Below are 25880 nucleotides of genomic sequence, written 5' to 3' on the forward strand. Positions count from 1 at the left end.
GATATCGCTGCGCTCATCCGGGCTACGGATCGTTGCACACTTTCATCGTCGTAACGTTAGCACCTATGGGATGCCCGACAATCTCCGACAGCGTCCGGCACGCGCCCTCATGGCAGAGCCGCCATTCCCCGGCCGCGCCGGAATTGCCGAGCACGACCTCCCGCATCGGCGCACGCTTCGGCTGCCATTGAAACCAGCCATCGACGAGCCGCGCCTCGGGCGGCGGCTCCATGCCGGCGCCGGTGCCCTTGACCCGCGCCTGCACCAGTTCGAGACCATCAGGCGTGACGCGCCAGTCTTCCTGCCAGTCGACCTTTTCGATCGAATGCGTCCACACCAGCGTGAAGGCGGACAGCGCCAGCGCCTTCACGCCCGACGCTGTGGCGAAGCAGAGGCTCACACCGCCTCGACTGTTGCCGGCGGGCGCTGCCGCCACTGCCACAGCACCAGCGCGGCAGAGAGCACGAAGCCCGCGGTGTCGCTGAACGGGAAGTCGCCGAGCAGGCAGAACGCGGCACCGAGCGCGACCAGGCGTTCGACGAATGTCAGCCGCGTGAACAGGAAGCCGATCGCCACCATGCCAAACAGGCCGATCGCCATCAGTGCCTTGAAGGTCGCGAGCGCGACCGCGCCGTAGAAGCCGAGCTTGGCCGCCATGGGATCGCCGGCCTGGAGCATCAAGGCCGGCGAATAGACGAAGATGAAGGGGATGACATAGCCGGCGAGCGCGATGCGCATCGCCTCCCAGCCGATCTTGTCCGGATTTTCCTTCGCGATCGGCGCGGCCGCGAGCGCGGCGAGCGCCACCGGCGGCGAGAGGTCGGCCATGATGCCGTAGTAGAACGCGAACATGTGGCTGGCGATCAGGGGCACGCCGAGTTTCGCCAGCGCGGGCGCCGCGAGCGCGGCGGTGATGATGTAGGTCGGGATGGTCGGAATGCCGGTGCCGAGCAGGATCGACAGCAGCATCGTCATGATCAGCGCCAGGAACAGGCTCTTCTCCCCGAGCCCGATCACCCAGCCGCCGAAGATGGTGCCGACACCGGTCTGCGACATCATGCCGATGATGACGCCGACGATGGCGCACGCCATGCCGACGGTGATGGCGGACTTGGCGCTCTCGGCCAGCGCGTCGCGGCACTCGCGCAGGGCCTTGAACCCGCCGCGGATGAAAGCGGTGATCACGATCAGCCCGGCGACGACGCTCGCGACCGGCACGATCTGAAGGCCGTCGCGCGACAGCGCCGCGACGACGAGCGCGAGCCCGACCCAGAAGATGGTGCGGATCACCATGGAGGACGCACCAGCCGTGATGCTGGCGCCCAGGATCAGCGTCACCGTGAGCGCGAGGCCCATGCTGCCGGCATAGAGCGGCGTAAAGCCTTCGAACAGCATGTAGACCAGCGCGGCGAGCGGCAGCACGAGGTACCAGCGCGTCACCAGCGCCTTCCAGGCGCTCGGGATCTCCGAGCGCTTCATGCCGACAAGGCCGTGCTTGCCGGCTTCCAGATGCACCATCCAGAACGCGGATGCGAAGTAGAGGATGGCCGGGATCGCCGCCGCTTTCACGATTTCCGAGTACTGGACGCCGAGCGTCTCCGCCATGATGAAGGCGACCGCGCCCATCACCGGCGGCATGATCTGCCCGCCCATCGACGCCGTGGCCTCGACGCCGGCGGCAAAGGCGCGGCGATAGCCGAACTTGATCATCAAGGGAATCGTGAACTGGCCGACGGTGACGACGTTGGCGACACCCGAGCCCGAGATCGTGCCCATCATGCCCGAGGCGAACACCGCGACCTTGGCAGGTCCGCCGCGGGTGCGGCCGAACAGGCCGAGCGAGACGTCGGTGAAGAGCTGGATCATGCCGGCGCGCTCGAGGAACGAGCCGAACAGGATGAACAGGAAGATATAGGTCGCCGAGACGTAGATCGGCACGCCGTAAAAGCCTTCGGTGCCGAACGACAGATGCGTGACGATCTGGTCGAAATCATAGCCGCGATGGTTGAGCGGCGATGGCAGATACTGGCCGAAGAACCAGTAGAGCAGGCACGCGCCGCACATCAGCGGCAGCGCCGCGCCCATCAGCCGCCGCGTGCCCTCGAAGATCAGCACCGCGAGCAGCGTACCGACGGCGAGATCGAGCCTGGTCGGATCGCCATCGCGCGCGATCAAATCGGCATAGAAGATCCACTGATAGAGGCCGCAGAAGAAGCCGGCGCCGCCGATCACCCAGCCGAGCGCGCGGCCGACATCGCTCCTGGCGGTGAAATTGCCGATCAGACCGAAGGTGAGGAGAACGAGGAAGCCGACATGGACGCCGCGCACCACCTGGCTCGGCAGATAGTTGAAGGCGGCGACATAGAGCTGGAAGGTCGCAAAGGCGATGCCGATCCAGTAGGCGAGACGGCCCCACCAGCCCGGGCCGAAGCCCTCCGGGAAACCGTGCTCGAAATTGTCGAACTCGACCTTGATGGGCTCTGCGGAGCCCTCTGCCTTTTCCAGCATCTAATTCGTCCTCAGCCCCGCGAGGCAATCATAACACCGGCACCGCCGCCGCACACGTCATGGCCGGGCTTGTCCCGGCCATCCACGGCTTACAGTGCCTCTAAGAACGTGGATGCCCGGGACAAGCCCGGGCATGACGCCGATTGATGAAGCTAATTACTTGATCAGCCCCTTTTCCTTGTAATAGCGGATCGCGCCGGGGTGCAGCGGAACCGGGCTGCCGGTGGCGGCCGTCTCGAGCTTGATCTCCTTGCCGGCCGCGTGGGCATTCTGCAATTCCGGCAGCGACTCGTAGACCAGTTTTGTCATTTGATAGGCGAGGTCGTCTGAGACGGCGGAGCTGGTCACGAGATAGTTGACCACGGCCGCGGTCGGCACGTCCTTGTCCTGGCCCGTATAGGTGTTGGCCGGGATGGTCGCCGCGATGAAGGGCGGGCCGATCTTGTCGACGGTTTCCTTCGGCACCGACACCACCGTGATCGGGCTCGAGGTCGAGAGATCCTTCAGCGAGGCAACACCGAGCCCAGCCGATTGCAGCGTCGCACCCAACTGGCGGTTCTTCATGAGGTCGACGGATTCGGCGAACGGCAGGTACTCCACCTTGCCGAGGTCCTTGTAGCTCATGCCGGCCGCGCTGAGGATCGCGCGCGAGTTCAGCTCGGTGCCCGACTTGGGCGCGCCGACCGACAGGCTCTTGCCCTTGAGGTCCGCCAGCGTCTTGATGCCGCTCTCGGTGGTCGCGACGATCTGGATGTAGTTCGGATAGATCGCGCCGATGGTCCTGAGCTTGTCGAGCTTGGACTTGAAGCCCGCTTCCTCTTCGCCGTCCCAGGCGGCCTTGAGCGAATCGCCCAGCGTGAACGCCAGCTCGCCACGGCCCTGCTGGAGCAGGATCAGATTCTCGACCGACGCCTTGGTGGCCTGCACCTGCGTCTTCACGTTCGGAATCTTGTCGCCGTAGATCTTCCCGATCGCGACCCCGAGCGGATAATAGACGCCCGAGGTGCCTCCGGTCAGCACGTTGATGAAGGATTGCGCATGCGCGCAAGGCGCCGACGCCGCCAGAGCAAGAGCCGCGGCCACGCCGAAAATCGTCCGTTTCATGATTTCTGTACTCCCCAAACCGGCGGGGAAATTGGCCGGATGAGGGGAGCGGGTCAACCCATCCAATAGGCAAAACAGGACTGCGGTAAACGGCCGTTCCGGCTCAACTTTTGGGGAACCCGGCGGGTGCGGCGAGGTGGCGCAGCCGGATCGCGGCGCGCCCGAACGCATCGGGTTCGAGCGCGCGGTCAGCTCACTGGAACGTCATGTCCAGGCACTTGGAGATGTCGGAGCCGAGGCCGGAGGAGATGGTGATGCAGCCGCGCACCTTCTGCGCGGTGACGTCGGCCGCCCAGATCGAGTAGCCGCCGGGACCGAAGAACGAATTGGTGTTCGGCGGCTCGGTCTCGGTGGCGTCGAAGTCGTAATGGCCGTCGGTCTCGAAGATGCGCGGCTTCTTGGTGCAACCGCCGTCGGTCTGGACGTTGATGACTTCCTTGTTGTCCCGGGTCAGCGCCAGCGAGACCTGGCAGCGGAAATATTCCGAGGTCTTGGTGTTGAAGAGATAGGTGTAGGATTTGCAGGTCGCCGTGTTCAGCTTGCCCGGGGCAAGGCCGCGGCTGCACGAAATCCGCTGGTTGTGGCTGAGCTGGTAATCGTCGGCCCGGGCGGCCGGCGCCAGCGCCGTCAGCGACAATGCAGCAGCCCAGCAAAATTTAGTCACGTGGCGCATCCGAATCATCCCTACCAATAATTTTGTCGAGTTGCGTTCTAGACGGAAAGCGGAACATAGTCGCGAGGGGACGAAGGGAAAATCACAAACTGCTGGGCAAGACGTGATGCGCCGCGGCGCTTTCGCGAATTGACCCGGCAATACCGTTCGTGATTTGTTCAAGCCGGGTGCCCCGACGATGGGGAGGATGGGATCATGGCATTTTCAACGAAGGCATTTGCAATCGCAGCCGCGCTCGGCGCATTCACAGCACCCGCATTGGCACAGGCCGAGGCGACACCCTGGGAGCTCAAGCCCGACATGGGCTACGCCTATGACAAGGAAGGCAAGACCTATTCCTACAAGATGGGCACCAGCAATGCCGGCGAGCTGCTGAAGGGCGCCAAGAAGGTGCCGAAGGGCACGCTGTTCTTCATCGGCCACAACGGCCAGCTCTACATGCGCAGCGGCCCGTATCTGGAAGGCGACGGCAAGTTCAAGTTCGGGCCGGATCAGTAGGCCCGGCGCGGCGGGGGCGAAGCCCGCGCCACATACCCGGTGTCGTCCCGGCGAAGGCCGGGACCCATACCGCGTGATCTAACGGTTGCGCACGGTAGGAGTACCGAACGACTAATCTTCGCCAAACCACATCCTGTGGCTATGGGTCCCGGCCCCCGTGTGCAATTGCGCACTAGGCCGGGACGACACCTTTAAAGCGCAACCGTCAGCTCACCTACGACTAAAACGCCCCCGCCAATTCCCGCGCGCCGGCATTGTTGCTGTTGCTGTCCATCCGCGTATCCGTCACCGCGAGCAGCTTCGCCACCGTGTTGTGGCGGATCGCGACCGGGTTGCGCTCGTAGCCGCCGCGCTGAAAGAAGTTCGAGGTCGGCACCTGCTCGCGCATCGTCTGCGGCATCGTCACCATGTCGAGCCCGGTGCCGTCGCCGGTGAGGTTCATCATCTCGAGCTCGGCCGCGCTGAGCGGACGGGTGTAGCCCTTGGCGCGCGCGAACAGCACCGACGTCAGCAGCTTGTGGGTCTGGAGCATCGGCCCGACGTCGATGTCGAGCACCATGGCATGCATCGCCCAGCCCTGCGCGGTGTTGCCGATCTTCTCGTGCTCCGACCAGGTGTCCGGCACCGACTTGGCATGCGCTACCATTTTCTTCAGCACGACGAGCTTGTGCTCGAGCGACTGGCGCGCCGGCCCGGAGACCCGCGCCACCTTGTCGGAGAGCACGCGAATGAATTCATGACCCTGCTCGGCCAGCAGTTCGACGCTGTTGGTGGTCAGGAGCTGGTTGTAGCCCATCGCGGTCGAGATCGCGCGCTTGCCGCCATGCTCGATGCCCGCCTGCACGTCGTAACTGCCGGTGCCGCCAGTCTCGAACGAATAGACCCGCACCGCCTGCTCGCGCGTCAGGCCCGAGGCGAGCGCATAGCGCGCATAGGCGCGCTTGAACTCGACCTCGCTGGACGGACGCTGCGGCGTGAACTGGTAGAGCTCCTGCGCCGCGCGCAGCAAATCGGCGACGACCGGTATCGGCTTTTTGGTCGGGCGCTCCGGCGTTTCCTCCGGCTCCGGATTCACCGGCCGCTTCGGCCCGTTATAGAGCGGCGGGTGCTCCAGCACGTAATCGTCGAGCGTGATCTGCTGCCCGCTGCGCCGCTTGGCATTGCGGGTCTTCCGCTTCTCGGAGATCTGGCTCCAATAGGCGCCGGCTTCCTCGTCGAAGGCCGCGCGCGCGGCCTGATATTCCCCGAGCTTGCGGCGATATTCGAGCACGGCGGGCGATGCCCCGCCTTGCGCAAAAAACTGCGACAGGAGCTGGGCTTTGGCATCGCGGACGGCGGGCGGCAGCGCATCGGACGCGCCGCCACGCGCGGCGGGCGCGAGCAGGACGAGCGCGAATGGAACCAGCGCAAGGCTCTTTCGAATCGAATGATGCATGCCGCCCTCTTAACAGGCATCCGGTAACCGTCACGTTAACGCGCCGTTTACCATCGTCACTTCCAGGCGAACACCGGCTGTTCCAGCTCGGTCACGCGGGTCTGCCGCCCCGCCAGCACCTCGCGGAACTGGTAGATCAGCGCCGCCGTCGGCGCGTGGATCAGGCTCGCCTGATGATGGAAGCGGATGACGCGGCGCGCGCTCTCGGGGATCGCAACGAAGTCGAAGGCGTCGTCGCGCTCGATCGTGGCAAGCGCGATGCGATGAACGGAGGCGACCTCGTCCGGGTTCGGACGGATCGCGGCGCTGTCCGTGGCCCAGACCACCACCGGTGTGATCAGATAGCCGGAGCGGGTTGGATAATCGTCGAGCGTGCCGAGCACCTCCGCGCTGGTGAGGCGAAGGCCGAGCTCCTCGTCGAGCTCGCGCAGCGCCGCCTCGACCGGCGTCTCGCCGGCATCGCAGCGTCCACCCGGCAGGGCCCATTGGCCGCGATGGGCGCGCAGATGCGATGCGCGGAGCGTGAGCAGGAACGCGGTGTCGTCCCCCTTGCCCGCCGCGGTCAGCGCGACCGCCACCGCGGCGCGCTTCAGCGCCGGCGCCGCGCCATCTTCCGGCAGCCGCGTGAAGGCCGCGCATGCGGCCGCGATATTCCGCCGTGTGGCATCGTCGAACGGTCTCATCATGCTTGACTACACCACGTCCGCCCCCGATGAAATGAGATCGCAAGGCCCGCAGAGGAATGGACGACGAGATGACCAACAAGGCCGCCGCAAGGCTGAAATCGGAGGGCTGGACCATCCTCGAGACCACGGGCTTCATGCATCTGATCGGCCCCTTGTGGGAGCGCAAGGTCGACGGCCACTACGAATTCGCACTCGCCACCGAGGACAAGCATCACAACCGCCGCGGCATGGTCCAGGGCGGCGTGATGATGACGTTCGCCGACCGCACCTGCGGCATGACCGCCCGCTACGTCTCCGGCAAGGAGTTCATGGCGACGGTGCAGCTCGACACCCATTTCGTCGAGGCCGGCCAGATCGGCGACATCCTGATCTCACGCCCGCGCGTGGTGCGCTCGACGCGCAGCCTCATCTTCATGAGCACCGAAGTCACCGTCGAGGGCCGCTGCATCGTGATGGCCAACGGCGTGTTCAAGATCTTGAAGGGGCCGGCGTAGGCACGGCCGGTCAGGCCGACGCTGCCGACCACACCCACCGCTGTCATTCCCCGCGCAGGCGGGGAATCCAGTACGCCGCGGCTTCTCGATTGAACCACAGCTGTCTCGGAGTACTGGATCGCCCGATCAAGTCGGGCGATGACAGTTGAGAGTGTGGCAAGCAGCGTCCCCAACCTCGTCATTGCGAGCGCAGCGAAGCAATCCAGACGCGTTCCGCGGACGCATCTCTGGATTGCTTCGCTGCGCTCGCAATGACGGCGCGGGATGGCTATGCTGCCGGCTTCGACAGCGTTGAGGAAGCAGCCCATGCAATACCGCCAGCTCGGCCGCACTGGCCTGAAAGTCTCGCCGATCTGTCTGGGCACCATGATGTTCGGCGGGCCGACCGATGAGGCCGCATCAAAGCGGATCATCGCGAAAGCCCACGAGGCCGGGATCAATTTCATCGACACCGCGGACGCCTATTCGAAGGGCGGATCCGAAGAGGTGGTGGGCCGCGCGATCGGTAACAACCGCCATGGCTGGGTGCTCGCGACCAAGCTCGCCAATCCCATGGGGGACGACCCCAACCGGGTCGGCCTGTCGCGGCGCTGGGTGCTGCAGGCCGCCGACGAAAGCCTGAAGCGGCTCGGCACCGACCACATCGACATCTACTATCTGCACAAGGAGGACCATGCGACGCCGCTGGAGGAGACGGTGCGCGCGATGGGCGATCTGATCCGATCAGGCAAGGTGCGCTATTTCGGCGTCTCGAACTATCGCGCCTGGCGCGTCGCCGAGATCTGCAACATCTGCGACCGGCTCGGCATCGACCGGCCCGCGGTGAGCCAGCCCTATTACAACGCGATGAACCGCATGCCGGAGGTCGAGCACTTTCCGGCCTGCTCCTATTACGGCCTCGGCATCGTGCCCTACAGTCCCCTGGCGCGCGGCGTGCTGACCGGCAAGTACAAGCCGGATGCAGCCCCGGACAAGGAGACGCGCGCGGGACGCAACGACACCCGCATGATGCAGACGGAATGGCGGCCGGAGTCGCTCCAGCTCGCGCAGGAGATCAAGAGCCACGCCGAGACGAAAGGCATCACCGCCGGCCAGTTCGCGGTCGCCTGGGTGCTGAACTCCGCTTTCGTGACCTCCATCATCGCCGGCCCCCGCACCGAGGAGCAGTGGGACGACTATATTCGCGCGCTCGACTATCGCTTCACCAGCGAGGACGAAGCCCTGATCGACCGCCTGGTGACGCCGGGCCATCCCTCGACACCGGGCTACAACGACCCGGCCTATCCGATCGAAGGCCGCCGCGCGCGGACGGCATAAGAGCGGGAGGTGACGATGGCGCATGAAGACCGCTACGGCCTGCCGCTTTCCACCGCATCCGATGCCGCGGCATCCGCCTATCGCGACGGCGTCGACCTCATGCTGGCGGGCTGGACCGGCACCGCAGAGACGCTGGAGCGCGCCATCGCCGCCGATCCGGACTTTGCGCTTCCCCTCATCGCCCGCGCCCGCGTGCATGCCTTCTACCAGCAGGGCGACCTCGCGCGGCAGAAGGCGGCACGTGCGCGCGAGCTCGCGGCGAAACGCGGCACGGAGCGTGAGCGCTCGCATGTCGAGACCCTGGCGCTCGCGATCGAGGGGCGGCTGCCCGAGGCGATTGCGGCGACGCTGAAACACGTCGAGACATGGCCGCGCGATGCCGTGGTGCTGTCGCTGCCGCTCGGCGCGTTCGGCCTGTTCGCCTTCTCCGGCATGGCCGATCACGACCGCGCACGGCATGAGCTGTGCGAGCGCGTCGCGCGGCATTATGGCGAGGACTGGTGGTTCCTCACCATGTCCGGCTGGGCGATGACCGAGAACGGCGACGTCGCCCGCGGCCGCGGCATCACCGAGCGCGGCTTCGCCCTGCGCCTGCAGAATGCCCACGCCGCACACGCCGTGCTGCATGCGCTGTTCGAGGACGGCTCGATCGAGGCGGCCGACCGTCTCGTCGACGCGTGGATTCCGACCTACGACCGCGCCGGAATCCTGCACGGCCACATCCGCTGGCATCAGGCGCTCGGCGCGCTGGAGCATGGCGATGCGGCACGCGCACTCGCGATCTATGCCGACGTGCTCCAGCCCTCCGCCACGCAGGCGCCGCCGCTCAACGTCATCACCGACGGCGCCTCGCTGCTCTGGCGCCTGTCCGCTTACGGCCACGCCGTGCCGAAGGCACTCTGGCTTGATGCCGACGCCGCCGCGCAAAAGCTGTTTCCGAAATCGAGCCTGCCGTTCGCCGACGTCCACATGGCGCTGTTCGCCGCCGCAACGCAAAACCGCGGCGCGCTCGCCGCACGCCTTGCCGTGATCGAGCAGCGGGTCGCCGAGGGCAAGCTGCCGGCCGGCCCCGTGGTGCCGGCGATCTGCCGCGCGCTGGCTGCCTTTGCGGACGAGGACTATGCGGCCTGCGTGCGGACGCTCGCGCCCGTGCTCACCGACGTCGTCCGCATCGGCGGCAGCCACGCCCAGCGCGAGCTGATCGAGGATACTTTTATTGTCGCCCTCATGCGCGGCGGCGAGCTGCCGCGCGCCCGCAGCATGCTCGACGCCCGCCTGCATCGCCGCCCCTCCCTGCGCGATACGCGCTGGCAGGCGGCGATGGCTTGAGGCAGGATAAGAAAAACAAAGCGGAGGACGCCCATGACCGAGATCGTTGCGCTGGAGGCGCTTGTCGCGCGCGTGACATCGGGGCAATCGCTGGCAGTTCCCGTCGACGGCTCCGGCGTCGCGATTGCCGCGACCGCGGCACTGCTCGAAGCCGGCATTCGCGATCTCAAGCTGATCTGCGTGCCGATCTCGGGCCTCCAGGCCGATCTCCTGATCGGGGCCGGCGCCGTCGCCTCGCTCGAGACCAGCGCGGTGTCGCTCGGTGAAGCCGGCGCCGCGCCACGCTTCACCGCGGGCGTCAAGAGCAGCGCGTTTGCGTTACGCGACTCCACCTGCCCTGCGATCTACGCCGGCCTCCTCGCGGCGCAAAAGGGCGTGCCGTTCATGCCGATCGCCGGCATCATCGGCAGCGACCTGCTCAAGGTGCGGCCGGACTGGCAGGTGATCGACAGTCCCGTCGGCGAAGCACGCAAGGTGGTCGTGGTGCCCGCGATCTCTCCCGATGTCGCGCTGTTTCACGCGCCCGAGGCCGACCGCGCCGGCAATGTCCGGATCGGCCGCCACCGCGAGCTTGCCGGCCTCGCCTATGCCGCAAAACGCACGCTGGTCACCGTGGAGCGCATCGTCGATCGCAATCTGCTGGAGACGGAAGACTCCGCCGCCGGTGTGCTACCCTCGCTCTATGTCGACGCCATCGCGGTTGCCGTGCGCGGCGCCTGGCCGCTGGCCCTCTGGGACGAATATCCGGCGGACGAAGCCGAGATCGCGCGCTATGCGGCGATGGCACGCAGCGAAGAAGGCTTTCGTGCCTATCTCTCCGGCTTCCTGACGCATCGCAAGCAGGTGGCCTGATGTCATCGGAACGCGAACGGCGCGAAATCCTGATCGCCACCATCGCCGACCTGCTCGACGGCATCCGTCACGTCGCGGTCGGCGCATCGTCGCCGATCCCCGCGGCCGGTGCGATGCTGCTGCGCGCACGCAACGAACGCGACGGCAAGCCGCCGGTACGCATCTCGATCCTGGGATCGCAGGCGCATAATTTCTTCACCAATGGCGGCATCGAGTTGTTCGACTGCGCCGCGCAAGGAAGGGTCGACGCCTTCTTCCTCGGCGGTGGCCAGATCGACGGCGCGGGCAACATCAACCTCGTCGGCACCGGCGATTACCCGAAGACCGATGTGCGCTGGCCCGGCTCGTTCGGCTCGGCCTATCTCTACCATCTCATTCCGCGCGTGATCCTGTTTCGCGAGGAGCACACCCCGCGCGTGTTCGTGCCGAAGGTCGATTTCGTCAGCGCCCGGGCGATCACACCGGGGGTCGCTCGCCGCGGCGGGCCATACGCGCTCCTGACCAACATGGCGCTGTTCGACTTCGACCGCGAGGCAGGCGGCTTTGCGCTACGCTCGGTGCACCCGCCCTTCACGCCGGCCGACGTCAGGGAAAATACCGGCTTCACCTATGAAGAACCGGAGGTGGTGCGGGAAACCGCGCGGCCCGATACCGCAACCCTGGCATTGTTGCGCGGCCGGATTTTCGACGAACTCGCCGAGACTTACCCGGCCTTTGCAAGGACGATGAAGCAGGCGGCGTGATCCTTCGGCTCTGCCACGAAAAAAACACCGGCCTGACGGCAAGTGCCTGCCGGGACGGTTGGGCGATTTTGGGCGAATCGCCGATGGGTGGCGCGGTGGTATTCCAGTCGGGCTTGGTGACACAAACGGGATCGCAACCAATTTGCGGTTCGATGGTTATTGAACGGAACTTTTCCGCGGTCCCCTGGCATATGAGCCCCACGATGCGCCTCTGCCGATCGGCCCTCGCAGCAGCGTTCGTTGCCCTCGCAAGTCCTTGTTTTGCCGACTCTTCCAGGCCGATTCCCGTCAACAATCCGCCGGTGCAGCAGAGCGCCTTCATCGATCTGCTGGCGCTGATGTCCGGCCACTGCAAGACGCTCAAGGTCGCGGGGCGTACCCTTGCCTGCAAGACGGTGGCCTACGCCCATGGCGACAAGGGGCGGGTCAATTTTGCCGTCGCCGTCGACGACCCCACTGATGCGAACCACGTCGTATCGTTCTCCGGCGAGAACGGCAAGCGGGCCGACGACAACTCCTACGAGCTGCCGATCGACCGCATGCTGCTCAATTCCAAGGACCGGCCCAAGGTCGACGGCCTGCCGGTGCCGGCGGAGCAGACCTCCACCGGAATCTGCCGCCAGACCGGCAATTTCGCCGCCCGGAAGGTGACTGACGTCACCTGCTCCGCAACCGACAGCGAGGGCCGGAAGTACGAACTCCTGTTCGTCTCCGACGGCACGCCGGTGAGCGTGCGCCGCATCAGGCAGTCGTCGCCGTCGATCCAGGATCCGTTCAAGTAGACCTTCACGCGAACGCCTTCTCCAGGGTCGCGAAGATCACCGCGAGCGACTTGTCGTGGCGGGTCACCGGCGGCACCGGGCGGTCGATCTTCATGAGCTGATAGACCGCCATCTGCGCCGCGCGCACCGAATATTCGACGGTGAACACGACATCGTCGGGGATTTCGACAAACTGGCTGACGAAGGCGAGGTTGACCGAATTCCTGGGCACCGGCAGCGGCCGATCGGTCACGTTGCGCGGCATGAACATGCTGGTGATGTAGGGCATGCGGCAGGGAACGCAGATCGCATTCTCGAACACATCGCGATCGAAATTCAGGTGTCCGCACAGCTCGTTCAGGATGTCGGCGCCGCCGCAATCGGACATCGGCCTCCCGACGAAATTGCCGACGCGGTCCGGATGCAGCGCATAGCCCCAGAACACCTGGACGTCCTTCGGCTGACCGACGAAATGCGGCTGATGATACAGCACCGCCGACATCAGCCAGTTGGAATCCCTGAACGTCACCAGCCCGCCGGTGCCGGCCCTGTTGCCCGAGAACGCTTCCATCCTGTCGAAAAAGCGCGGATCGCGGCAGGTGACCGTGAAGGACAGCCAGTACGATTCCGGGATCGAGCTGTTGAACGCGGACGGATTGCCGAATTCGGGACGTCCCTGCGCGATCGTCTCCCACAGCGCCCAGCCCTGGCTGTCGGCCTTGGTCAGGTGCGGCGGCGGCTCGGTCATGGTGCCCAGGCTCGAGGCATCCGTCATCGAGCCGTTCTGGAAGAACACGAGATCGCCGTCCTCGAGGCGGACGTTGGCGGCGCGGCCGTCGCGATCGAGCACGAGCTGGCGCACGCGCACGCGTCCGGCCTCGTCTTCGAGCGTCATGTCGGTGACGCGGGTGCCGCGCACGAACTGCACGCCCTGCCGCTTCAGCCAGTCGGCAAGCGGCCGCACGATCGCGTCATACTGGTTGTAGACGGTACGCTTGACGCCGGCGAGGGTCTCGATGCGCGGGAATTCGTTCATGAAGCGGTGCAGATAGCGCTTCAGCTCGACCGCGCTGTGCCAGGGCTGGAAGGCGAAAGTGGTCTGCCACATGTACCAGAAATTGGACTCGAAGAATTTTGGCGACAGCCAGTCTGTGATGCGGCTGTTGCCGAGGGTCTCCTCCGAGGCCTCGGTGAGCCGCAGCAGCTCGAGCCGGTCGCGCGCGGAGAAGCCCATGTGGGAGACGTCGATCTTGAAGCGGTTGCGGTCGACCAGCCGCGCCTGCGAATGCGCCGGGTTCTCCTCGTTGAACGCGACGGTCTCGTCCCGCACGCTCAGGCCCGGACGTTCGAGCGAGGGGATGCACGACAGCAGGTCCCAGGTGCATTCGTAGTGATCGGTGGTGAGCATGCGCCCGCCGCGCAGCGAATAGGCGCCGTTCGCGAGCAGCGCGCCGTCGAGGCTGCCGCCGAGCAGCGGCTGCGCCTCGTAGATCACGATGTCGCGTCCCTGCAGCTGCGCGTCGCGAACCAGGAACGCCGCGCCCGCGAGCGATCCGATGCCACCACCGATGAAATACGCCTTCATGACTTGCCTCGATTGCAATTCGAATTCCCGCGGCGAGATTGCATGGGGGCCGGTGGCCGAAGTTGCGCTGGATCAAGCGCGGCGGAAGCGGCGTTCAAGAGGACGTGAGCGCTCTCTCTTCCGATATCGGCATGGACATTCACAAGACGTCGTCATGCCCGGGCCTGTCCCGGGCATCCACGTTCTTCGCGCCACGGAGCAGCGCGTGGATGGCCGGGACAAGCCCGGCCATGACGCTGTGGAAACTTCGCGCTCCAAGCAGGAAGACGCGAGCTCAGGACGCACTTGCCGGCTTCTTCGCATAGATCTGCGCGATCTCGTCGGCGAAGCGGTGTTCGAGCGCGGGGCGCTTGTTCTTCAAGGTCGGCGTCAGCAGGCCGGCAGCAATGGTCCAGGGGTCCAGCGTCCACCACACCGCGCGCGGCGTCGCGTAGGACGGATAGGCCTTCACCGCCGCCGCGATTCTGGCAAGCAGGGCGGCCCGCTCCGCCGCGCCGCCTCGCTTGCCGCTCGCAGCGAGCCTTTCCTTCTCCTGCACCCAGGCTTTTGCATTGAGCACGACCAGCGCGGTGAGGAACGGGCGCTGCTCGCCGACCACCAGCGCCTGCTCGAACAGGGGATCGGCCAGGATCGCGGTCTCGAGATCCACCGGCGCGATCTTCTCGCCGGTGGACGTCACGAGGATATCCTTGATGCGGCCGGTGATGGTGATGCGCCGGTTCTCGATGCGGGCCTGATCGCCGGTGTGCAGCCAGCCATCGGCCTCCTTCACGCGGCGCGTCTCCTCGGGTTTGTGCCAGTAGCCGAGCATCACGCTCGGACCGCGCACCAGCAGCTCGTCGTTCTCGCCTAACCTGACCTCGATGCCGTCGAGCACGTGGCCGACCGAGTGCGGATCGTTGTCCTCGGGGGTGTTGACGGAGACCACCGGCGAAGTCTCGGTCATGCCGTAGCCCTGAAGGATGTCGAGCCCGAGTGCGAGAAACAGGCGAATGACGGGCTCGGCGATCGGCGCACCGCCGGAGACCGCGACGCGCAACCGGCCGCCGAGCTGCGCCAGCACCTTGTCGGCGACGAGCCGCTTCAACAGCGGCCAGGCCAGCCGGTCGAACAGCGAGAGTGCGCCGCGTCCCTGCCGCGCATCGAAACGCCGGCCGCCGACGGCAATCGTGAGGTCGAGCAGCGCCCGCTCGATGCTTCCGGCCGATGCGCGATGCTGCATGATCAGCGCATGGACGCGCTCATAGATCCGCGGCACCGAGATCAGCACCGTCGGCCGCACATGCTTGAGGTCGTCCCCGAGCTGCGGCACCGAGCGCGCATAGGCGACGCAGGCGCCGGCCGCGATCGGATAGTAATAGCCTCCGGTGCGCTCGAAAGTGTGCGAGAGCGGCAGGAAGGACAGGAAGACGTCGTCCGGCGACGCCGCGATGCGACGCGCGATCGCCTTCACATTGGCGACGACGTTGTCATGCGACAGCATCACGCCCTTCGGCCGCCCGGTCGTGCCCGAGGTGTAGACGATGGCGGCAAGATCGTCCGGCTTCACCGCGACGTCGGGCAATGGCGCAGCCGCACCAGGTGCGGACGCAAGCCATTGGTCGAGCGCGACGATGCGTGCATCGGCCGGCACCGGCCCGGTCATCTCAGTGCAGACGATGCGCTTGAGCGCATCGAGCGGCTGACCGGTGGCCACGATCGCCTGCCAACGCTCCAGCGTATCGACGAACAGCAGCAGCGCGCCGGAATCGGCCAGGATGTAGGCGATGCTGTCGGGATTGTCGACCGCATGCATCGGCACCGGCACGAGACCGCGCGACAGCGCCGCCTGGTCCATCGCGATGTGCGGAATGCCATTCGGCATCAGGATGGCAACGCGCTCGCCGGGCGAAAAATCCTCCGCGGCCAGCGCCCGCCGCCACAGCTCGAATTCCGCGTCGATCTCGTGCCAGGACTGGCTGACCCAGCGTCCCGCATTTGCGTCGAAATGGCGATAGGCCTCCGCCGCCGGCGTCGCCTTGATGCGCCAGCGCAGCAGCTCCGGCAGTGTCTTTACGTCAGCGAGCGTCTGCGGTTGACTGATCGGCCCCGGCATGGCGTCCTTTCCTGACCGTCGATTCCCATGAATCTGGGGGCTCGACACTAGGCTGGCCAGTCCTCGCCGCCTTGATCCTCAGCAAGGCGGCCATGCTTCGGAGCGATCCATGACGCGCGACCTGCTGTTTCTGCTACGCCCGGGTTTCGAGGACCCGGCCTATCCCGGCCGGCGCTTCTATTGCTGGCATTGCGCGCTGATGGAGGGCGTGCTCGCCTCGTTTCCACAGCTTGCCGACAAGTTCGACGTCGAGCGCATCGCGTGGCCGCAGCCGAGGCAGGCCGTGATCGCGCTGGTCGGCGCGGAGAACCAGTCGCTGCCGCTGCTCGTGCTGGCAGACGGCGCGACATCGCGGCACCAGACCGGCAGCCACCGCGGCCGCGCCTTCATCGCCGACAAGGACGCGATCCTCGCCGCGCTGTCCGAACGCCACGGCTTTCCCGATCCGCATCCGTAGGACGAGGTTCGTAGCCCGGATGAGCGAAGCGATATGCGGGAACCGCCTCCCCGGATATCGCTTCGCTCATCCGGGCTACGGGTCCCGTCTCGAAACGAGGGAAAATCGGCATTGCCTGCCACGAAGGGCAGTCCGCATACTCGTCGCAACAGAACTGAAAGCTGCTCGCTATGACCAACCCCCTTTCCGCCCTCATCGTCGTCGACGTCCAGCGCGCGTTCGACGAATGGGAGGCGGCGGGCAAGCGCCGCAACAATCCGGATGCGGTGGCGCAAATTGCCGCTCTCCTGAGGGCGTTCAGGGCGAGCGGTGCTCCGATCCTTCATATCCGCCACGAGGGCACGAAACCGAATTCGTCGTTTCTGCCATCGCGTTCCGGCTACGCCGTCAAGGACGAGGCACGCGAACAGGACGGCGAGCCCGTGATCGTCAAGCGCGTCAACAGCGCCTTCATCGGCACGGACCTCGAGACGCGCCTGCGCGCAAGCGGCATCACCACGCTCGTCATTTGCGGCGCCACCACCAACCATTGCGTGGAGACGACGACGCGAATGGCCGGCAATCTCGGCTTCGACACGCGGCTGGTGCGCGATGCGACCTGGACCTTCGACCGGATCGGCCCCGATGGCGATGCGCATTCCGCCGAGGAGATTCACGCGATGACGCTGTCGAATCTCAACGACGAGTTCGCGCGCATCGTCACCACGGATGACGTGATCGCATCATTCGCGGCGAAGTGATGGCAGCAGTGCGATGAACGCCGGTGATGCGACAACAAATCTCACGACACGCGATCATCCGCACGAAATCGGACAGCGCGCTGCGTCGTTTCGACGCCCGCACTGGCCGGAACGCAACCAGCGCCCATGTGTTGTCACACGACATTCAACTGGAGTGATGACATGAAGTATCTCATTGTCGCGATGGTCGTCGGTGCTGCGGCGCTTGCCGGCGGATCGGCGGCGAACGCGGCCAACACCACAAGCGCGAAGCAGAGCGCGCAGGGAGGCCAGCCGACCGACATCAGCGCGCAGCACCGGCACCACCATCATGGCTATCGCCATCATCACTGGCGCCATCACCACCACGGCTACTATCGTCCGCACTACCGGAGCTACGGCTATTACCCGCGGCACCACGGTTATTACGGCGGCGGGCCGTACGGCTATTACGGCGGCGGCGGTCCGGGCGTGACCTTCGGCTTCGGCGGCAGCCGCTGGTAAGCGAAAGGTCCGCAGAGATGCGGGCCTTTTCTTAATGGTTCCCTGATCGTCATGGCCGGGCTTGTCCCGGCATGACGGGCAACTACCCCCGCAAGATCGTCCCGGCCGTCTCCAGCCCGCTCGCCAGCGCCGCCTCGACCGTGCCCATGTCGCGGCCGCGATAGAGCGCTTCGCCGGAGAACAGCACCGCTCCGTCGGCGCGCGCGAGCATCATTTGCGCCGCGCGCGTCCGCGGCGTGGCCCAGGAATAGGCGCCGCGGGCGAACGGATCCTGCCCCCAATTGGTCGCCGCAGCCGCGACGAGGTCGCGCGCGACGTCGTCGCGCGACAGGCCGAAGATGGTGGCGAGCGAACCAAGCCCGGCCTCGATCAACGCCTGCGGATCGAGGCCTTGCAGCTCCGCCGTCCGCGGGCCCCCGAACCAGCCGGTGAGCACGGGATGCTGCTCCGGATATCGCGTCCACCACACCGGGATGGTCTGGTCCGACAGCAGGAAGGTCATATCCGCAAGATCCGGCCTTCGCTCGCGCCACCACGGCCGCGCGAACCGCAGCAGGATCTTGACGACGTTGCCGAAGCCGATGTCGTCGGCAGCCGCCGCCTTCGCACGCACGCTTGCCGGAAGCGCGATCTCGCGCAGCAGCGGCAGCGGCACGGTGAGGATCGCGCGATCGCAGCGATGCACGTCGCCGCCGGCACCGCGAACGACCACCGCACCGCCCTCCTCCTCGATCGCCGACACCACGCAGCCAAGGCGGATCGTCACGCCATGCCTGCGGCACCCGGCCGCGAGAAAATCGATCAGCGCGCCGTAGCCGCCGTTGATGCGCGCCTGCCTGTGGAGCCCGCCGTCCATCCATTCCTCGCGCAGCGCCAGCGTGGAGGCGCGCTCGGGATCGGCGGCATCGTAGCCCTCGACCATCCGCTCGATCGAATAGCGCAGCCGATCATACTCGGGTCCGGCAAAATGACGGCGCAGGAAATCGGCGACGGTGAGGTCGTCCTTCAAATCCCCGAGCACGGCATGCAGCTCCGCCTCGTGCGGATCGTGAGGGTCCTCGCGCGAGAAATTTGCGCCGTCAAAACTCCATAGCGTGCCTTCGATCTCCTGAAGGAACAGCCCCGCCTCGCCCAGCAGGGCGCGCGTCACCGGTGCCTCGCCATGGACGAATTCGGCGCCGCCGTCGGCGGGGTAGCCGAACTCTGCCGCCGGCAGCGGGTGGATGCGCCCGCCGCAGCGTTCGCGTGCTTCCAGGATCGTCACCCTCTTGCCGGCGCGCGCAAGCTCGCGCCCCGCCATCAGGCCAGCCGCGCCTGCGCCGACGATGACGATGTGCTCGGATTTGTCCGACATGCCGGCGCTTTACCTGACGAGGCCCTGCGGATCGTTCTTGATCAGGTACCGCAGCAGCAGGACACCGCCGCCAAGCTCGCGCGTGCTCTCCAGCGTCATCGCTGTGATGGGGGCGCGCTTGTCGCTGTCTGGGTCCGTCGAGTCGAAGACGAAGGGTGCGCCCTTGGCGCCATCGATCGCGGGGCTGAGGATCAGATTGAATTCGTCGATGAGACCGGCGCGCAGGAACGCGCCATTGGCGACGCCGCCGCCCTCGACCAGCAGGCGTTTCACACCAAGCTCGCGATTGAGGATATCCAGCGCCAGCGCGAGATCGATCTCCGACCTGCCGGCAAAGATGTAGGACACGCCCTCGCCGCGCAGGCCTGCAAGATGTGAATCCGGCACGCTCTCGGTCAGCACCACCACAATCGGATCGCCGCCGATGTCGGAGCGGCCCCAGCCGATCTTGCCCTGCGCGTCGAGCACGACGCCATAGGTCCTTGCATCACGCCGGGCAAACCACGGCTCTCGCGGAAACGTCTCGGCCGTTCCGGTGGGATAGGGCTTGCCCTTGGCGAACTCCGAGCCGGTGACGCGGCCGATCACCCAGGCATCGCCGCCGAGCTCGTCATGGATCTTCTCGAACCAGTCCGTGCCCGCGCCCTTCGGACGCCAGCGGCTGGGGTGCGTGCGGCCGTCCAGGCTGGAATGCATCAGACAGATGACATACGGCTTCATGCAAATCTCCGGACTGCGCTCAAGCCGCCGTTCCGCTGCCGCCGCTCCTGGCGCGATCGTTGACGATCACCGCGAGCGGATTGAGCTTTGGCGGCGCGACGAGCTTCAGCGTGTTGGTGTCGTGATGATTGAACGGCGCGCCGCGCACGAACAACTCGGTCTGGATCAGATAGGTCCAGCTTCCGTCGTCGTTGAAGGTGATGTCGCAGCGGTAAGCATCGGTGCGGAAGGCCTGTTCCAGGAAGTCGGTCGAGCAGATCCCGTAAGCGGTGTCGCCACGCTTGGCCGTGACGGAAATTTTCCTGTCGTCAGGCCCGGCCTTGCCGGAGGCGAGCAGCACCTGCCCGCGCGGGATCGCCAGCGTCTGCATGATCAGCCCGGTCGCGGGCTCCCACAGCCAGTAGCCGACCTGGTCGTGGAAGGTGATGTCCTCCTCGGGCGTGTTGATGTGGATGTGATAACGCAGGCCGTAGAACAGCTGCGGCCCGTTGGCCTGCGGATCAATCGGGTCCATCCGAACGCGCTCGATGAAGGTCCGCCGCTCCGGCCCCTCCGCCTTCGGATTGACGTCGATCCCCTTGTCCGCCAGCCACGTGCCGGCGAGACGGCGGAGCGGGCCGAGATTGGCGAGACTGTCGGGCGAAACGTCCTCGGGCTCGGTGAAGATGTCGGCGGGAAGGGGAAGCATGGGTGTCCTCGCGGGAAGTTGCGGGGAGCAGCAATAGCACGGCGGCGGGAACGTGGCTCGTGCTCAAGCCTCACAATTGCGAATGGACATAGGCGCCACGCGCAGACGATTGTCGGGCTTGAAGGGAGTTCGCGAGGGGAAAATACGACGCCCAGTCTCGATGGCTCGGGGCAAACCCTCGCAAAACAGCGATGACCAAGACAGTGCATCTGGTTCGGCGATCTTCAGACCATCAAACCGGCGACCGGTTCGAACGTGAATTGCGCATGAGTCTTGTCCTTTGCCTGGTGGCTCACTGCGAGCCACCTGACGACAAGCTAGCTTGGCCAGCTGGATTGATATGTGCCGGCGATCACGCGCTGATTGTCGATGCGCTGGCGGCCGGACCCTCGTCCGATCGGAGGAGAGACCAGGCGACGGTCGGCGCGATCCGCGGTGCATCATTGTGGCGAGAGGGCCTAAAATCCGTCGGCGCCACCGCTCCGCGCTCTCGTCAGCCACCCGTGGTGATCAACCACTGAAAGAACGTCATCAGAGCAGCGACCACGATGGCCACGACAAAAAGGTTCGGCTCCTGGAGCGGGCGGAAATCTTCGTTGCGCGCCGCCTTGATGCGAGCGCAGCCATGAATCAGCATGGTCAGCAGCACGGCGCCGGTCAGCGCATAAACGGAATAGATGAGCAGGGGGTGCATCCACTTCGAGTCGCAGACTGCCCTTATGTAGGGAGCCGGCTCGGGCAGACACAGGAAATTCTCGACGACGTCACTGGGGCGCGAGTCACGCCATTGAGTGAGCCCGAACGACAGGCACACCAGTGCCAGCGCGAAGGCCCATGTGCCCAGCATCGACGAGATCAGGGAACGTGCGGCGTCATAATAATATTTCGAGCGCGGGTACAGCATTGCGATGATGCCGGCGACGCAGACCATCGACGCCACCAGAACGACGACAAGAGCTGCCGACGGCAGATAGCTGTCGATGTTGAAACCCGCCGGCAGCTGCCGCGCGTGATAATATTGAAGCGGAACGACCAGCCACAGCAGCTTTGGGAATACCTGCTGCATCCATTTGATCTGGAGCAGCTTGTTGATCGGCAGAAGGCGCCATTTGAACAAGCGCTTCCAGCCAATCTTTGGCGCTATCGGGACCGCGCGTTCTGCTTCCGCGTTCATCGGTCGGCCCAAGTGATCGTCTTTGACGTCACCGGAATGACCCGCCGCCCCTCGACCCGCTTGATGACGAGCAGCGTCGACTTCGGCTTCCAGGCGGCGGCTGCCTGCATGGCGTCGTCATAGGCATTGCTGAACCAGCCGCCGCGCGGCACTGGTCCGGTCGGGATCGGCGACGCAAAGGAGACGCAGGCGCCATTCGGCGTGTCGCGATAGGCGAACTCCGAGCTCAAACCCTGGTAACTCACGGACGAGGCATAAGCGCGCGGGACGATCGTCATGGCGGCTTCAAAGCCCGAATCCAGGTCGCGCCGGCTCACATCCGAGAAGCTGTATGTGTCCCTGAGGTCGTAAGCCCTCTCGTCGTCGGTCCAGACGCAATCACGTGCCGCCACATCCTCGACCGGCATGTGAAAGCGCCGGGTCAGATCGTAGTTCTTCTGGCGCGGGTGATTGGGATCCGACAAATGATGATCCAGATACGCCGTCAGTGTCACGAGCCGGTCGCCCCCCTCGAATGCCGGGAGCACGTCCCGGGAGCAGCGCGTCTTGACCGGCGGACGGTAGATATGGGCCTTGTTCGCCCGCTTGCTCAGTTCGGCAATCGTCTGGGTGCGTACGTGCCACACGCCCTCGTAGTCGCGGCCCGGCCGTGGCAGCACCGGCGTCGTGATCAGGACGAAGCGGGCATCCCGGTCGTAGGAGAGCGGCATGCCGTTCACCGGCGAGTACTGGTATGGCGGCTGACTGCGGGCGTAGAACAGCCCGGGCTTGTTGATGGCGGCGCAAATCGCCTGCTCATCGAATGTCTGCGCGAATATCGGCCCTGCGGAGACCGGCAAGAGAAGTGCCGCGACGAAGAGTTTCATGCGCATCACATCATCCTCCTCGAGAGCCAGTCACGGTGTCGGCGTCGGGACCAGCCGCGGACGCTGCGGCAGACGCGGCTGTTTGGGGCTGGGGCTGTCGCTGCGGCTGTAGCTGAGGCTGAGGCTGCGATGGCGGCGGCGGGGGTGGCGGTTGCGGCGGTGGCGCTACTGATGCCGGTCCCGCCGCCGGCGCCGCCGCCTTGGCGGCGTGCGCCCTGATCTCCGTGACGAACGCGTTGACATCGGAATAGGGCTTGCCCGCGGCGCCATCGATATGGTCGATCGCGAAGCGGCCAAGCGCGCGATAGGCTTCGAATTGCGACTCGCCGAAGAATTGATCCGCCGTGCTTTCGTGCGGGAACACCGTTGCCTTCAGGGCGTAGCTGCGGACCGAGATCGGTTCGATGCCCTGGAAGTTCGGCTTGATGTAGACAAGGAGGCCGTCCTTGGCGCCGTGACCACGGTATTTGATCCTGGCGACCGCAAAGTAAGGCCCTTCGACGGGTGGCGTCTTGCGGGACACCATCTTCAGCGCCTCGAATTCGATATCGACGTCCTGATCGATCGAGATTTTCCGGCACGCATTGCCGAGATCCTCGAATCCGAAGTCCGGATCGCATCCTGCATCGCTGATGATGATCAGCCGGCAGCGGCGACGCACCATCTCGTAGAGGCCGAGATTGTCGAAGTGCCCGCCGTCGGAAAGATAGACGTAGCCCCTCGTCCCGTCGGTCAAACCCAGCGCTTCCTGGATCATCGGCCAACCGGCGATCATGGGACCCGCATGCCGCCAGGTGCGTTTCCCGGCGGAGTTGGGATTGCCGAGCCAGGCACCGAGGCGGACGTTGAAGAAGGTCAGCAGCAGGCTGAGGGCAGGCGAGGAGTGATAGCCCATGTTGGGGCTTGCGGCGGCGCCGGAGATCGCCATCGAGGTTCCGACGCTGATGCCCTTGCCGTAATGCTGCGAAGGCCGGTAGCACCCCGAAGCTCCGGTGAGATCGGCACGCAAGACCTGCGATTCGCGGTTCTGATCACCGCATCCGCACCACCACGGCGTCACGACGAAGGACATCGCCTTGCGTTCCTGCCATGCCAGCTCACGCGTCGCGACGATATTCATCGCGATGTTCTGCACGAGATATTGCGGCGGAATTCTCTTCTTGTTGTCCGGCGCGGCGTTGGGCCAGAGGCTGCTCAGATTGAGATTGTCCTTCTCGTCGAAATCGGTGAACGCATTGGGTTTGCGTTTCTCCGCGGAGGCGCCGAGGAAGGTCCTGATCAGTCGGTTGCGATAGACACCGTGAAGCGAAAAGCGGTTGGTATTGACGAGCAGCGACGCGACTGCGCCGACCAGCACCGTCCAGAACAGCCCCTTGGCGAGCGGCCACAGCACATCGAATTTCTTGTCGAACCAGAGAGCCCTGCGCTCGGGTAACTCGGGCAGAACGAGCCAGTCGACCGCCGCGGAAAGGACGCTCGTCAGGACGACGATGAACACGGTCGCGGCGACCGCGAGGACGAAATTGAGCGAACGGCTGGCAAGGGTCGCGTAGCCCTTCTTGAAGACAGCCATGGTCGACGACGATTTTCCGACCAGGCTCGCGACCACGCCGGCGATCCCGCCGCTTGCAAGCAAGCCGCTGAGCGAGGGAATAGACCAATTATAGAGATAATTGACGCTGTACGAACCGAGATAGACCACAGCAAGCGCCAGCGACCAGAACACCGCCGCGCGCGCATGATAGCCCGCGGCCCGGCCGAGCCACTCCCGCTCGGCGTCGCCCCAGGAAACGCGGCCGGTCAGCGCGCAGTAGAGCAGTTCGGCGAGAAACACCGCGACCATGAACACCGACGGTCCAAGGCACATCAGCAGGAACACCCTGAGCGGCGAGACCCCCGTGTCGGGCGAGATCGTGTCCGGCGGCGAGGCACCGATGGCGTCGATGATCCTGGCAAGCAGCAGGCCGACGACGGCGCCCGAGGCCGTCAGCGCCAATACGATCGATATCCCCTTGAGAAGCGTCGCAGAGCGTATGTTCTCCGACGTCGATTTGTCGTCGTTGTCGCGGTCGCGCGGCGGTGAGAAGGACAAGGCGAGGACAGCGGCAACGAAGTAGGTGCCGGCCGCGACCACCGCGACGTTCCCGTACCATTGGAGTTCCGTCAGAAACGTCAGCAGTCGGCTACCGCCTCCGACCTGCGTGCTATCCACCGACTGCTGATAGATCTTCAGCGCGGCAACGCTGATCAGCAGCCCCGCGAGGAGCGTCGGTAGCAGTTCGAGCGCAAGGAAGCGCGAACGGCTGGAGGATTCGTCGCCCCAGCCGGGACGCTGCTGGAGGGAATCGACCATCGAGGAGCCGGCAAGAGCCACGGCCAGGAGGCCAAACAGCGCCACCTTCACGCCGCCGGCCTGGAACGTCCAAGCCCATTGCGTCACCCATTTCAGCGTGATGATCGCCGCCAGCAATATGGGAATCAGCACAAACCAGTTCAGCAGCAGGTTGCGGATATAGAGCGCAACCAGCGCCAGCATGTCGGTCGAGAGCAGCCCGGCGCTCGGCGACAGGTAGCTGCTGTACCGGCGCAGGTGCTGCAGCGGGGAGATGGTCGCATCGCTCCTGGGACCGTCGATGAGGTCCTTCTCGACGCTGTCGTAACCGGCACGCTGCACCCAAGCCGTCAGCATGGCGCCGGTGTATCCACCGCCGGAAACCGTCGAGAGGTAGTCGAACCTCCTCAGGATCTTGCGCGCGGCGAGCCCCTGCACCACACCGAGCGCGAACGCAGCGCTGCGAATGCCGCCGCCCGACAGACACAACGCCGACAGATCGAGGTCTGCGGCCCTGGTGGCGAAATTCTCCAGTTTGTCTTCCGGCGGAGCGCTCGGATTGTGCGCCGGTCTGGCGATGGGCCGTGACTCGCGCGCAGGATCTGCAAGCAGCGCACGCCGTTCCTCGATCGCGTCCAACTCGCCCAGGAGCACATCACCGTTATCGAAAATATCCGTGACAACGGGCTCGACGGGGTCCGCGGCGACCGGCTTCAGCATGGCCAAAAGTTCCTGCAGGCGTAGCCTCCGCCGGATCGAAGGTCCGGCGAGCTCTACACCGAAATGAAAACATCACCCGAAATATCCCGCTAAGATTGCATGAAGTTTTTGTCTGCGCCAGCACAATTTTAATGATGCGCGCCCCCGGCAAACGCAACAGCGACGATGCACCACAGCAACGATCAATCGGGATGGCCCAGGAATTTCCAACGCCGCGCCCAGCTGGCCGCCTCTTGCAGGGGCCGATTGCGGAGGAGGGCTTCAAG

Annotated in this window: 24 protein-coding genes; 10 read left to right on the forward strand and 14 right to left on the reverse strand. The window is 65.5% G+C overall.

All coding sequences use genetic code 11. The features are described 5' to 3' along the window. Window positions 1-22 precede the first annotated feature (22 nt). From XI09_RS38255 to XI09_RS38270, 4 genes are all read right to left on the reverse strand, one after another. Window positions 23-400: a DUF1850 domain-containing protein gene (locus XI09_RS38255; protein ID WP_271571519.1), complete on the reverse strand. Its 378-nt coding sequence runs from the start codon at window positions 398-400 to the stop codon at window positions 23-25. Beyond that, window positions 397-2508 (reverse strand): TRAP transporter permease, encoded by a 2112-nt coding sequence (locus tag XI09_RS38260; protein WP_271571520.1) that lies wholly within the window; start codon window positions 2506-2508, stop codon window positions 397-399. The genes XI09_RS38255 and XI09_RS38260 overlap by 4 nt, the downstream gene beginning before the upstream one ends. Window positions 2509-2664: 156 nt before the next feature. Further along, complete coding sequence (locus XI09_RS38265; RefSeq protein WP_271571521.1) at window positions 2665-3612, reverse strand: TAXI family TRAP transporter solute-binding subunit; 948 nt, start codon at window positions 3610-3612, stop codon at window positions 2665-2667. A gap of 193 nt (window positions 3613-3805) precedes the next feature. After that, window positions 3806-4285, reverse strand: coding sequence for a hypothetical protein (locus tag XI09_RS38270; RefSeq protein WP_271571522.1), 480 nt, complete (start codon window positions 4283-4285; stop codon window positions 3806-3808). Window positions 4286-4480: 195 nt separating this feature from the next. Here XI09_RS38270 and XI09_RS38275 point away from each other — a divergent pair, with 195 nt between their 5' ends. After that, window positions 4481-4783: a hypothetical protein gene (locus tag XI09_RS38275; RefSeq protein WP_092186570.1), complete on the forward strand. Its 303-nt coding sequence runs from the start codon at window positions 4481-4483 to the stop codon at window positions 4781-4783. 220 nt (window positions 4784-5003) lie between these two features. Here XI09_RS38275 and XI09_RS38280 read toward each other — a convergent pair whose 3' ends face one another. Further along, a complete protein-coding gene (locus tag XI09_RS38280) occupies window positions 5004-6218 on the reverse strand; it encodes a hypothetical protein (RefSeq protein ID WP_271571523.1) in 1215 nt (404 codons plus the stop codon). A 56-nt stretch (window positions 6219-6274) separates the two neighbouring features. Beyond that, window positions 6275-6904: an NUDIX hydrolase gene (locus XI09_RS38285; protein ID WP_271571524.1), complete on the reverse strand. Its 630-nt coding sequence runs from the start codon at window positions 6902-6904 to the stop codon at window positions 6275-6277. Between the two features lie 68 nt (window positions 6905-6972). On the opposite strand from XI09_RS38285, the gene XI09_RS38290 reads away from it, so the two are divergent. The 6 genes from XI09_RS38290 (at window position 6973) to XI09_RS38315 (ending at window position 12421) form a co-directional block, all read left to right on the forward strand. Next, the gene (locus XI09_RS38290) at window positions 6973-7398 is read left to right on the forward strand and encodes a PaaI family thioesterase (protein WP_271571525.1); all 426 of its coding nucleotides are present in this window, start codon (window positions 6973-6975) and stop codon (window positions 7396-7398) included. A 306-nt stretch (window positions 7399-7704) separates the two neighbouring features. Continuing rightward, window positions 7705-8715 (forward strand): aldo/keto reductase, encoded by a 1011-nt coding sequence (locus XI09_RS38295; RefSeq protein ID WP_271571526.1) that lies wholly within the window; start codon window positions 7705-7707, stop codon window positions 8713-8715. A gap of 15 nt (window positions 8716-8730) precedes the next feature. Continuing rightward, window positions 8731-10044, forward strand: a complete 1314-nt coding sequence (locus tag XI09_RS38300) for a tetratricopeptide repeat protein (RefSeq protein WP_271571527.1) — start codon at window positions 8731-8733, stop codon at window positions 10042-10044. A 33-nt stretch (window positions 10045-10077) separates the two neighbouring features. Continuing rightward, complete coding sequence (locus XI09_RS38305; RefSeq protein WP_271571528.1) at window positions 10078-10896, forward strand: CoA transferase subunit A; 819 nt, start codon at window positions 10078-10080, stop codon at window positions 10894-10896. Then, a complete protein-coding gene (locus XI09_RS38310; RefSeq protein ID WP_271571529.1) occupies window positions 10896-11639 on the forward strand; it encodes a CoA transferase in 744 nt (247 codons plus the stop codon). Before XI09_RS38305 ends, XI09_RS38310 begins: the two co-directional genes overlap by 1 nt. A 203-nt stretch (window positions 11640-11842) precedes the next feature. Next, window positions 11843-12421, forward strand: a complete 579-nt coding sequence (locus XI09_RS38315) for a hypothetical protein (protein ID WP_271571530.1) — start codon at window positions 11843-11845, stop codon at window positions 12419-12421. A 4-nt stretch (window positions 12422-12425) separates the two neighbouring features. Here XI09_RS38315 and XI09_RS38320 read toward each other — a convergent pair whose 3' ends face one another. Together XI09_RS38320 and XI09_RS38325 are read right to left on the reverse strand one after the other, a co-directional pair. After that, window positions 12426-13985: an oleate hydratase gene (locus XI09_RS38320; protein ID WP_271571531.1), complete on the reverse strand. Its 1560-nt coding sequence runs from the start codon at window positions 13983-13985 to the stop codon at window positions 12426-12428. A 274-nt stretch (window positions 13986-14259) separates the two neighbouring features. Beyond that, complete coding sequence (locus XI09_RS38325; protein ID WP_271571532.1) at window positions 14260-16080, reverse strand: AMP-dependent synthetase/ligase; 1821 nt, start codon at window positions 16078-16080, stop codon at window positions 14260-14262. A 109-nt stretch (window positions 16081-16189) separates the two neighbouring features. On the opposite strand from XI09_RS38325, the gene XI09_RS38330 reads away from it, so the two are divergent. The 3 genes from XI09_RS38330 (at window position 16190) to XI09_RS38340 (ending at window position 17760) form a co-directional block, all read left to right on the forward strand. Beyond that, the gene (locus XI09_RS38330; protein ID WP_271571533.1) at window positions 16190-16537 is read left to right on the forward strand and encodes a DUF3088 domain-containing protein; all 348 of its coding nucleotides are present in this window, start codon (window positions 16190-16192) and stop codon (window positions 16535-16537) included. Window positions 16538-16707: 170 nt separating this feature from the next. Further along, window positions 16708-17277: a cysteine hydrolase family protein gene (locus tag XI09_RS38335; protein ID WP_271571534.1), complete on the forward strand. Its 570-nt coding sequence runs from the start codon at window positions 16708-16710 to the stop codon at window positions 17275-17277. A gap of 162 nt (window positions 17278-17439) precedes the next feature. After that, window positions 17440-17760 carry a hypothetical protein gene (locus XI09_RS38340; protein ID WP_271571535.1) on the forward strand — a complete coding sequence of 107 codons (321 nt, stop codon included), beginning with the start codon at window positions 17440-17442 and terminating at the stop codon, window positions 17758-17760. An 82-nt stretch (window positions 17761-17842) separates the two neighbouring features. On the opposite strand, the gene XI09_RS38345 is transcribed toward XI09_RS38340, so the two are convergent. The 6 genes from XI09_RS38345 to XI09_RS38370 form a co-directional block, all read right to left on the reverse strand. Beyond that, window positions 17843-19114 carry a flavin monoamine oxidase family protein gene (locus XI09_RS38345; protein ID WP_271571536.1) on the reverse strand — a complete coding sequence of 424 codons (1272 nt, stop codon included), beginning with the start codon at window positions 19112-19114 and terminating at the stop codon, window positions 17843-17845. A gap of 9 nt (window positions 19115-19123) precedes the next feature. Further along, the gene (locus tag XI09_RS38350) at window positions 19124-19834 is read right to left on the reverse strand and encodes a RibD family protein (protein WP_271571537.1); all 711 of its coding nucleotides are present in this window, start codon (window positions 19832-19834) and stop codon (window positions 19124-19126) included. A 19-nt stretch (window positions 19835-19853) separates the two neighbouring features. Further along, window positions 19854-20522: an FABP family protein gene (locus XI09_RS38355; RefSeq protein ID WP_271571538.1), complete on the reverse strand. Its 669-nt coding sequence runs from the start codon at window positions 20520-20522 to the stop codon at window positions 19854-19856. Between the two features lie 493 nt (window positions 20523-21015). Beyond that, a complete protein-coding gene (locus XI09_RS38360) occupies window positions 21016-21639 on the reverse strand; it encodes a hypothetical protein (protein ID WP_271571539.1) in 624 nt (207 codons plus the stop codon). Window positions 21640-21692: 53 nt separating this feature from the next. After that, complete coding sequence (locus XI09_RS38365) at window positions 21693-22568, reverse strand: hypothetical protein (RefSeq protein ID WP_271571540.1); 876 nt, start codon at window positions 22566-22568, stop codon at window positions 21693-21695. A gap of 4 nt (window positions 22569-22572) precedes the next feature. Further along, the gene (locus XI09_RS38370; protein ID WP_271571541.1) at window positions 22573-25614 is read right to left on the reverse strand and encodes a patatin-like phospholipase family protein; all 3042 of its coding nucleotides are present in this window, start codon (window positions 25612-25614) and stop codon (window positions 22573-22575) included. Window positions 25615-25880: the final 266 nt, after the last annotated feature.

The sequence above is a fragment of the Bradyrhizobium sp. CCBAU 11386 genome, assembly GCF_028128955.1.
GTDB lineage: Bacteria > Pseudomonadota > Alphaproteobacteria > Rhizobiales > Xanthobacteraceae > Bradyrhizobium.

What these genes read in the sequence shown, in the direction of transcription:
- XI09_RS38260 (WP_271571520.1), bottom strand. Translation starts at nt 2,508, where the DNA reads ATGCTGGAAAAGGCAGAGGGCTCCGCAGAGCCCATCAAGGTCGAGTTC.
- XI09_RS38265 (WP_271571521.1), bottom strand. Translation starts at nt 3,612, where the DNA reads ATGAAACGGACGATTTTCGGCGTGGCCGCGGCTCTTGCTCTGGCGGCG.
- XI09_RS38270 (WP_271571522.1), bottom strand. Translation starts at nt 4,285, where the DNA reads ATGCGCCACGTGACTAAATTTTGCTGGGCTGCTGCATTGTCGCTGACG.
- XI09_RS38275 (WP_092186570.1), top strand. Translation starts at nt 4,481, where the DNA reads ATGGCATTTTCAACGAAGGCATTTGCAATCGCAGCCGCGCTCGGCGCA.
- XI09_RS38280 (WP_271571523.1), bottom strand. Translation starts at nt 6,218, where the DNA reads ATGCATCATTCGATTCGAAAGAGCCTTGCGCTGGTTCCATTCGCGCTC.
- XI09_RS38285 (WP_271571524.1), bottom strand. Translation starts at nt 6,904, where the DNA reads ATGATGAGACCGTTCGACGATGCCACACGGCGGAATATCGCGGCCGCA.
- XI09_RS38290 (WP_271571525.1), top strand. Translation starts at nt 6,973, where the DNA reads ATGACCAACAAGGCCGCCGCAAGGCTGAAATCGGAGGGCTGGACCATC.
- XI09_RS38295 (WP_271571526.1), top strand. Translation starts at nt 7,705, where the DNA reads ATGCAATACCGCCAGCTCGGCCGCACTGGCCTGAAAGTCTCGCCGATC.
- XI09_RS38300 (WP_271571527.1), top strand. Translation starts at nt 8,731, where the DNA reads ATGGCGCATGAAGACCGCTACGGCCTGCCGCTTTCCACCGCATCCGAT.
- XI09_RS38305 (WP_271571528.1), top strand. Translation starts at nt 10,078, where the DNA reads ATGACCGAGATCGTTGCGCTGGAGGCGCTTGTCGCGCGCGTGACATCG.
- XI09_RS38310 (WP_271571529.1), top strand. Translation starts at nt 10,896, where the DNA reads ATGTCATCGGAACGCGAACGGCGCGAAATCCTGATCGCCACCATCGCC.
- XI09_RS38315 (WP_271571530.1), top strand. Translation starts at nt 11,843, where the DNA reads ATGCGCCTCTGCCGATCGGCCCTCGCAGCAGCGTTCGTTGCCCTCGCA.
- XI09_RS38320 (WP_271571531.1), bottom strand. Translation starts at nt 13,985, where the DNA reads ATGAAGGCGTATTTCATCGGTGGTGGCATCGGATCGCTCGCGGGCGCG.
- XI09_RS38325 (WP_271571532.1), bottom strand. Translation starts at nt 16,080, where the DNA reads ATGCCGGGGCCGATCAGTCAACCGCAGACGCTCGCTGACGTAAAGACA.
- XI09_RS38330 (WP_271571533.1), top strand. Translation starts at nt 16,190, where the DNA reads ATGACGCGCGACCTGCTGTTTCTGCTACGCCCGGGTTTCGAGGACCCG.
- XI09_RS38335 (WP_271571534.1), top strand. Translation starts at nt 16,708, where the DNA reads ATGACCAACCCCCTTTCCGCCCTCATCGTCGTCGACGTCCAGCGCGCG.
- XI09_RS38340 (WP_271571535.1), top strand. Translation starts at nt 17,440, where the DNA reads ATGAAGTATCTCATTGTCGCGATGGTCGTCGGTGCTGCGGCGCTTGCC.
- XI09_RS38345 (WP_271571536.1), bottom strand. Translation starts at nt 19,114, where the DNA reads ATGTCGGACAAATCCGAGCACATCGTCATCGTCGGCGCAGGCGCGGCT.
- XI09_RS38350 (WP_271571537.1), bottom strand. Translation starts at nt 19,834, where the DNA reads ATGAAGCCGTATGTCATCTGTCTGATGCATTCCAGCCTGGACGGCCGC.
- XI09_RS38355 (WP_271571538.1), bottom strand. Translation starts at nt 20,522, where the DNA reads ATGCTTCCCCTTCCCGCCGACATCTTCACCGAGCCCGAGGACGTTTCG.
- XI09_RS38365 (WP_271571540.1), bottom strand. Translation starts at nt 22,568, where the DNA reads ATGCGCATGAAACTCTTCGTCGCGGCACTTCTCTTGCCGGTCTCCGCA.
- XI09_RS38370 (WP_271571541.1), bottom strand. Translation starts at nt 25,614, where the DNA reads ATGCTGAAGCCGGTCGCCGCGGACCCCGTCGAGCCCGTTGTCACGGAT.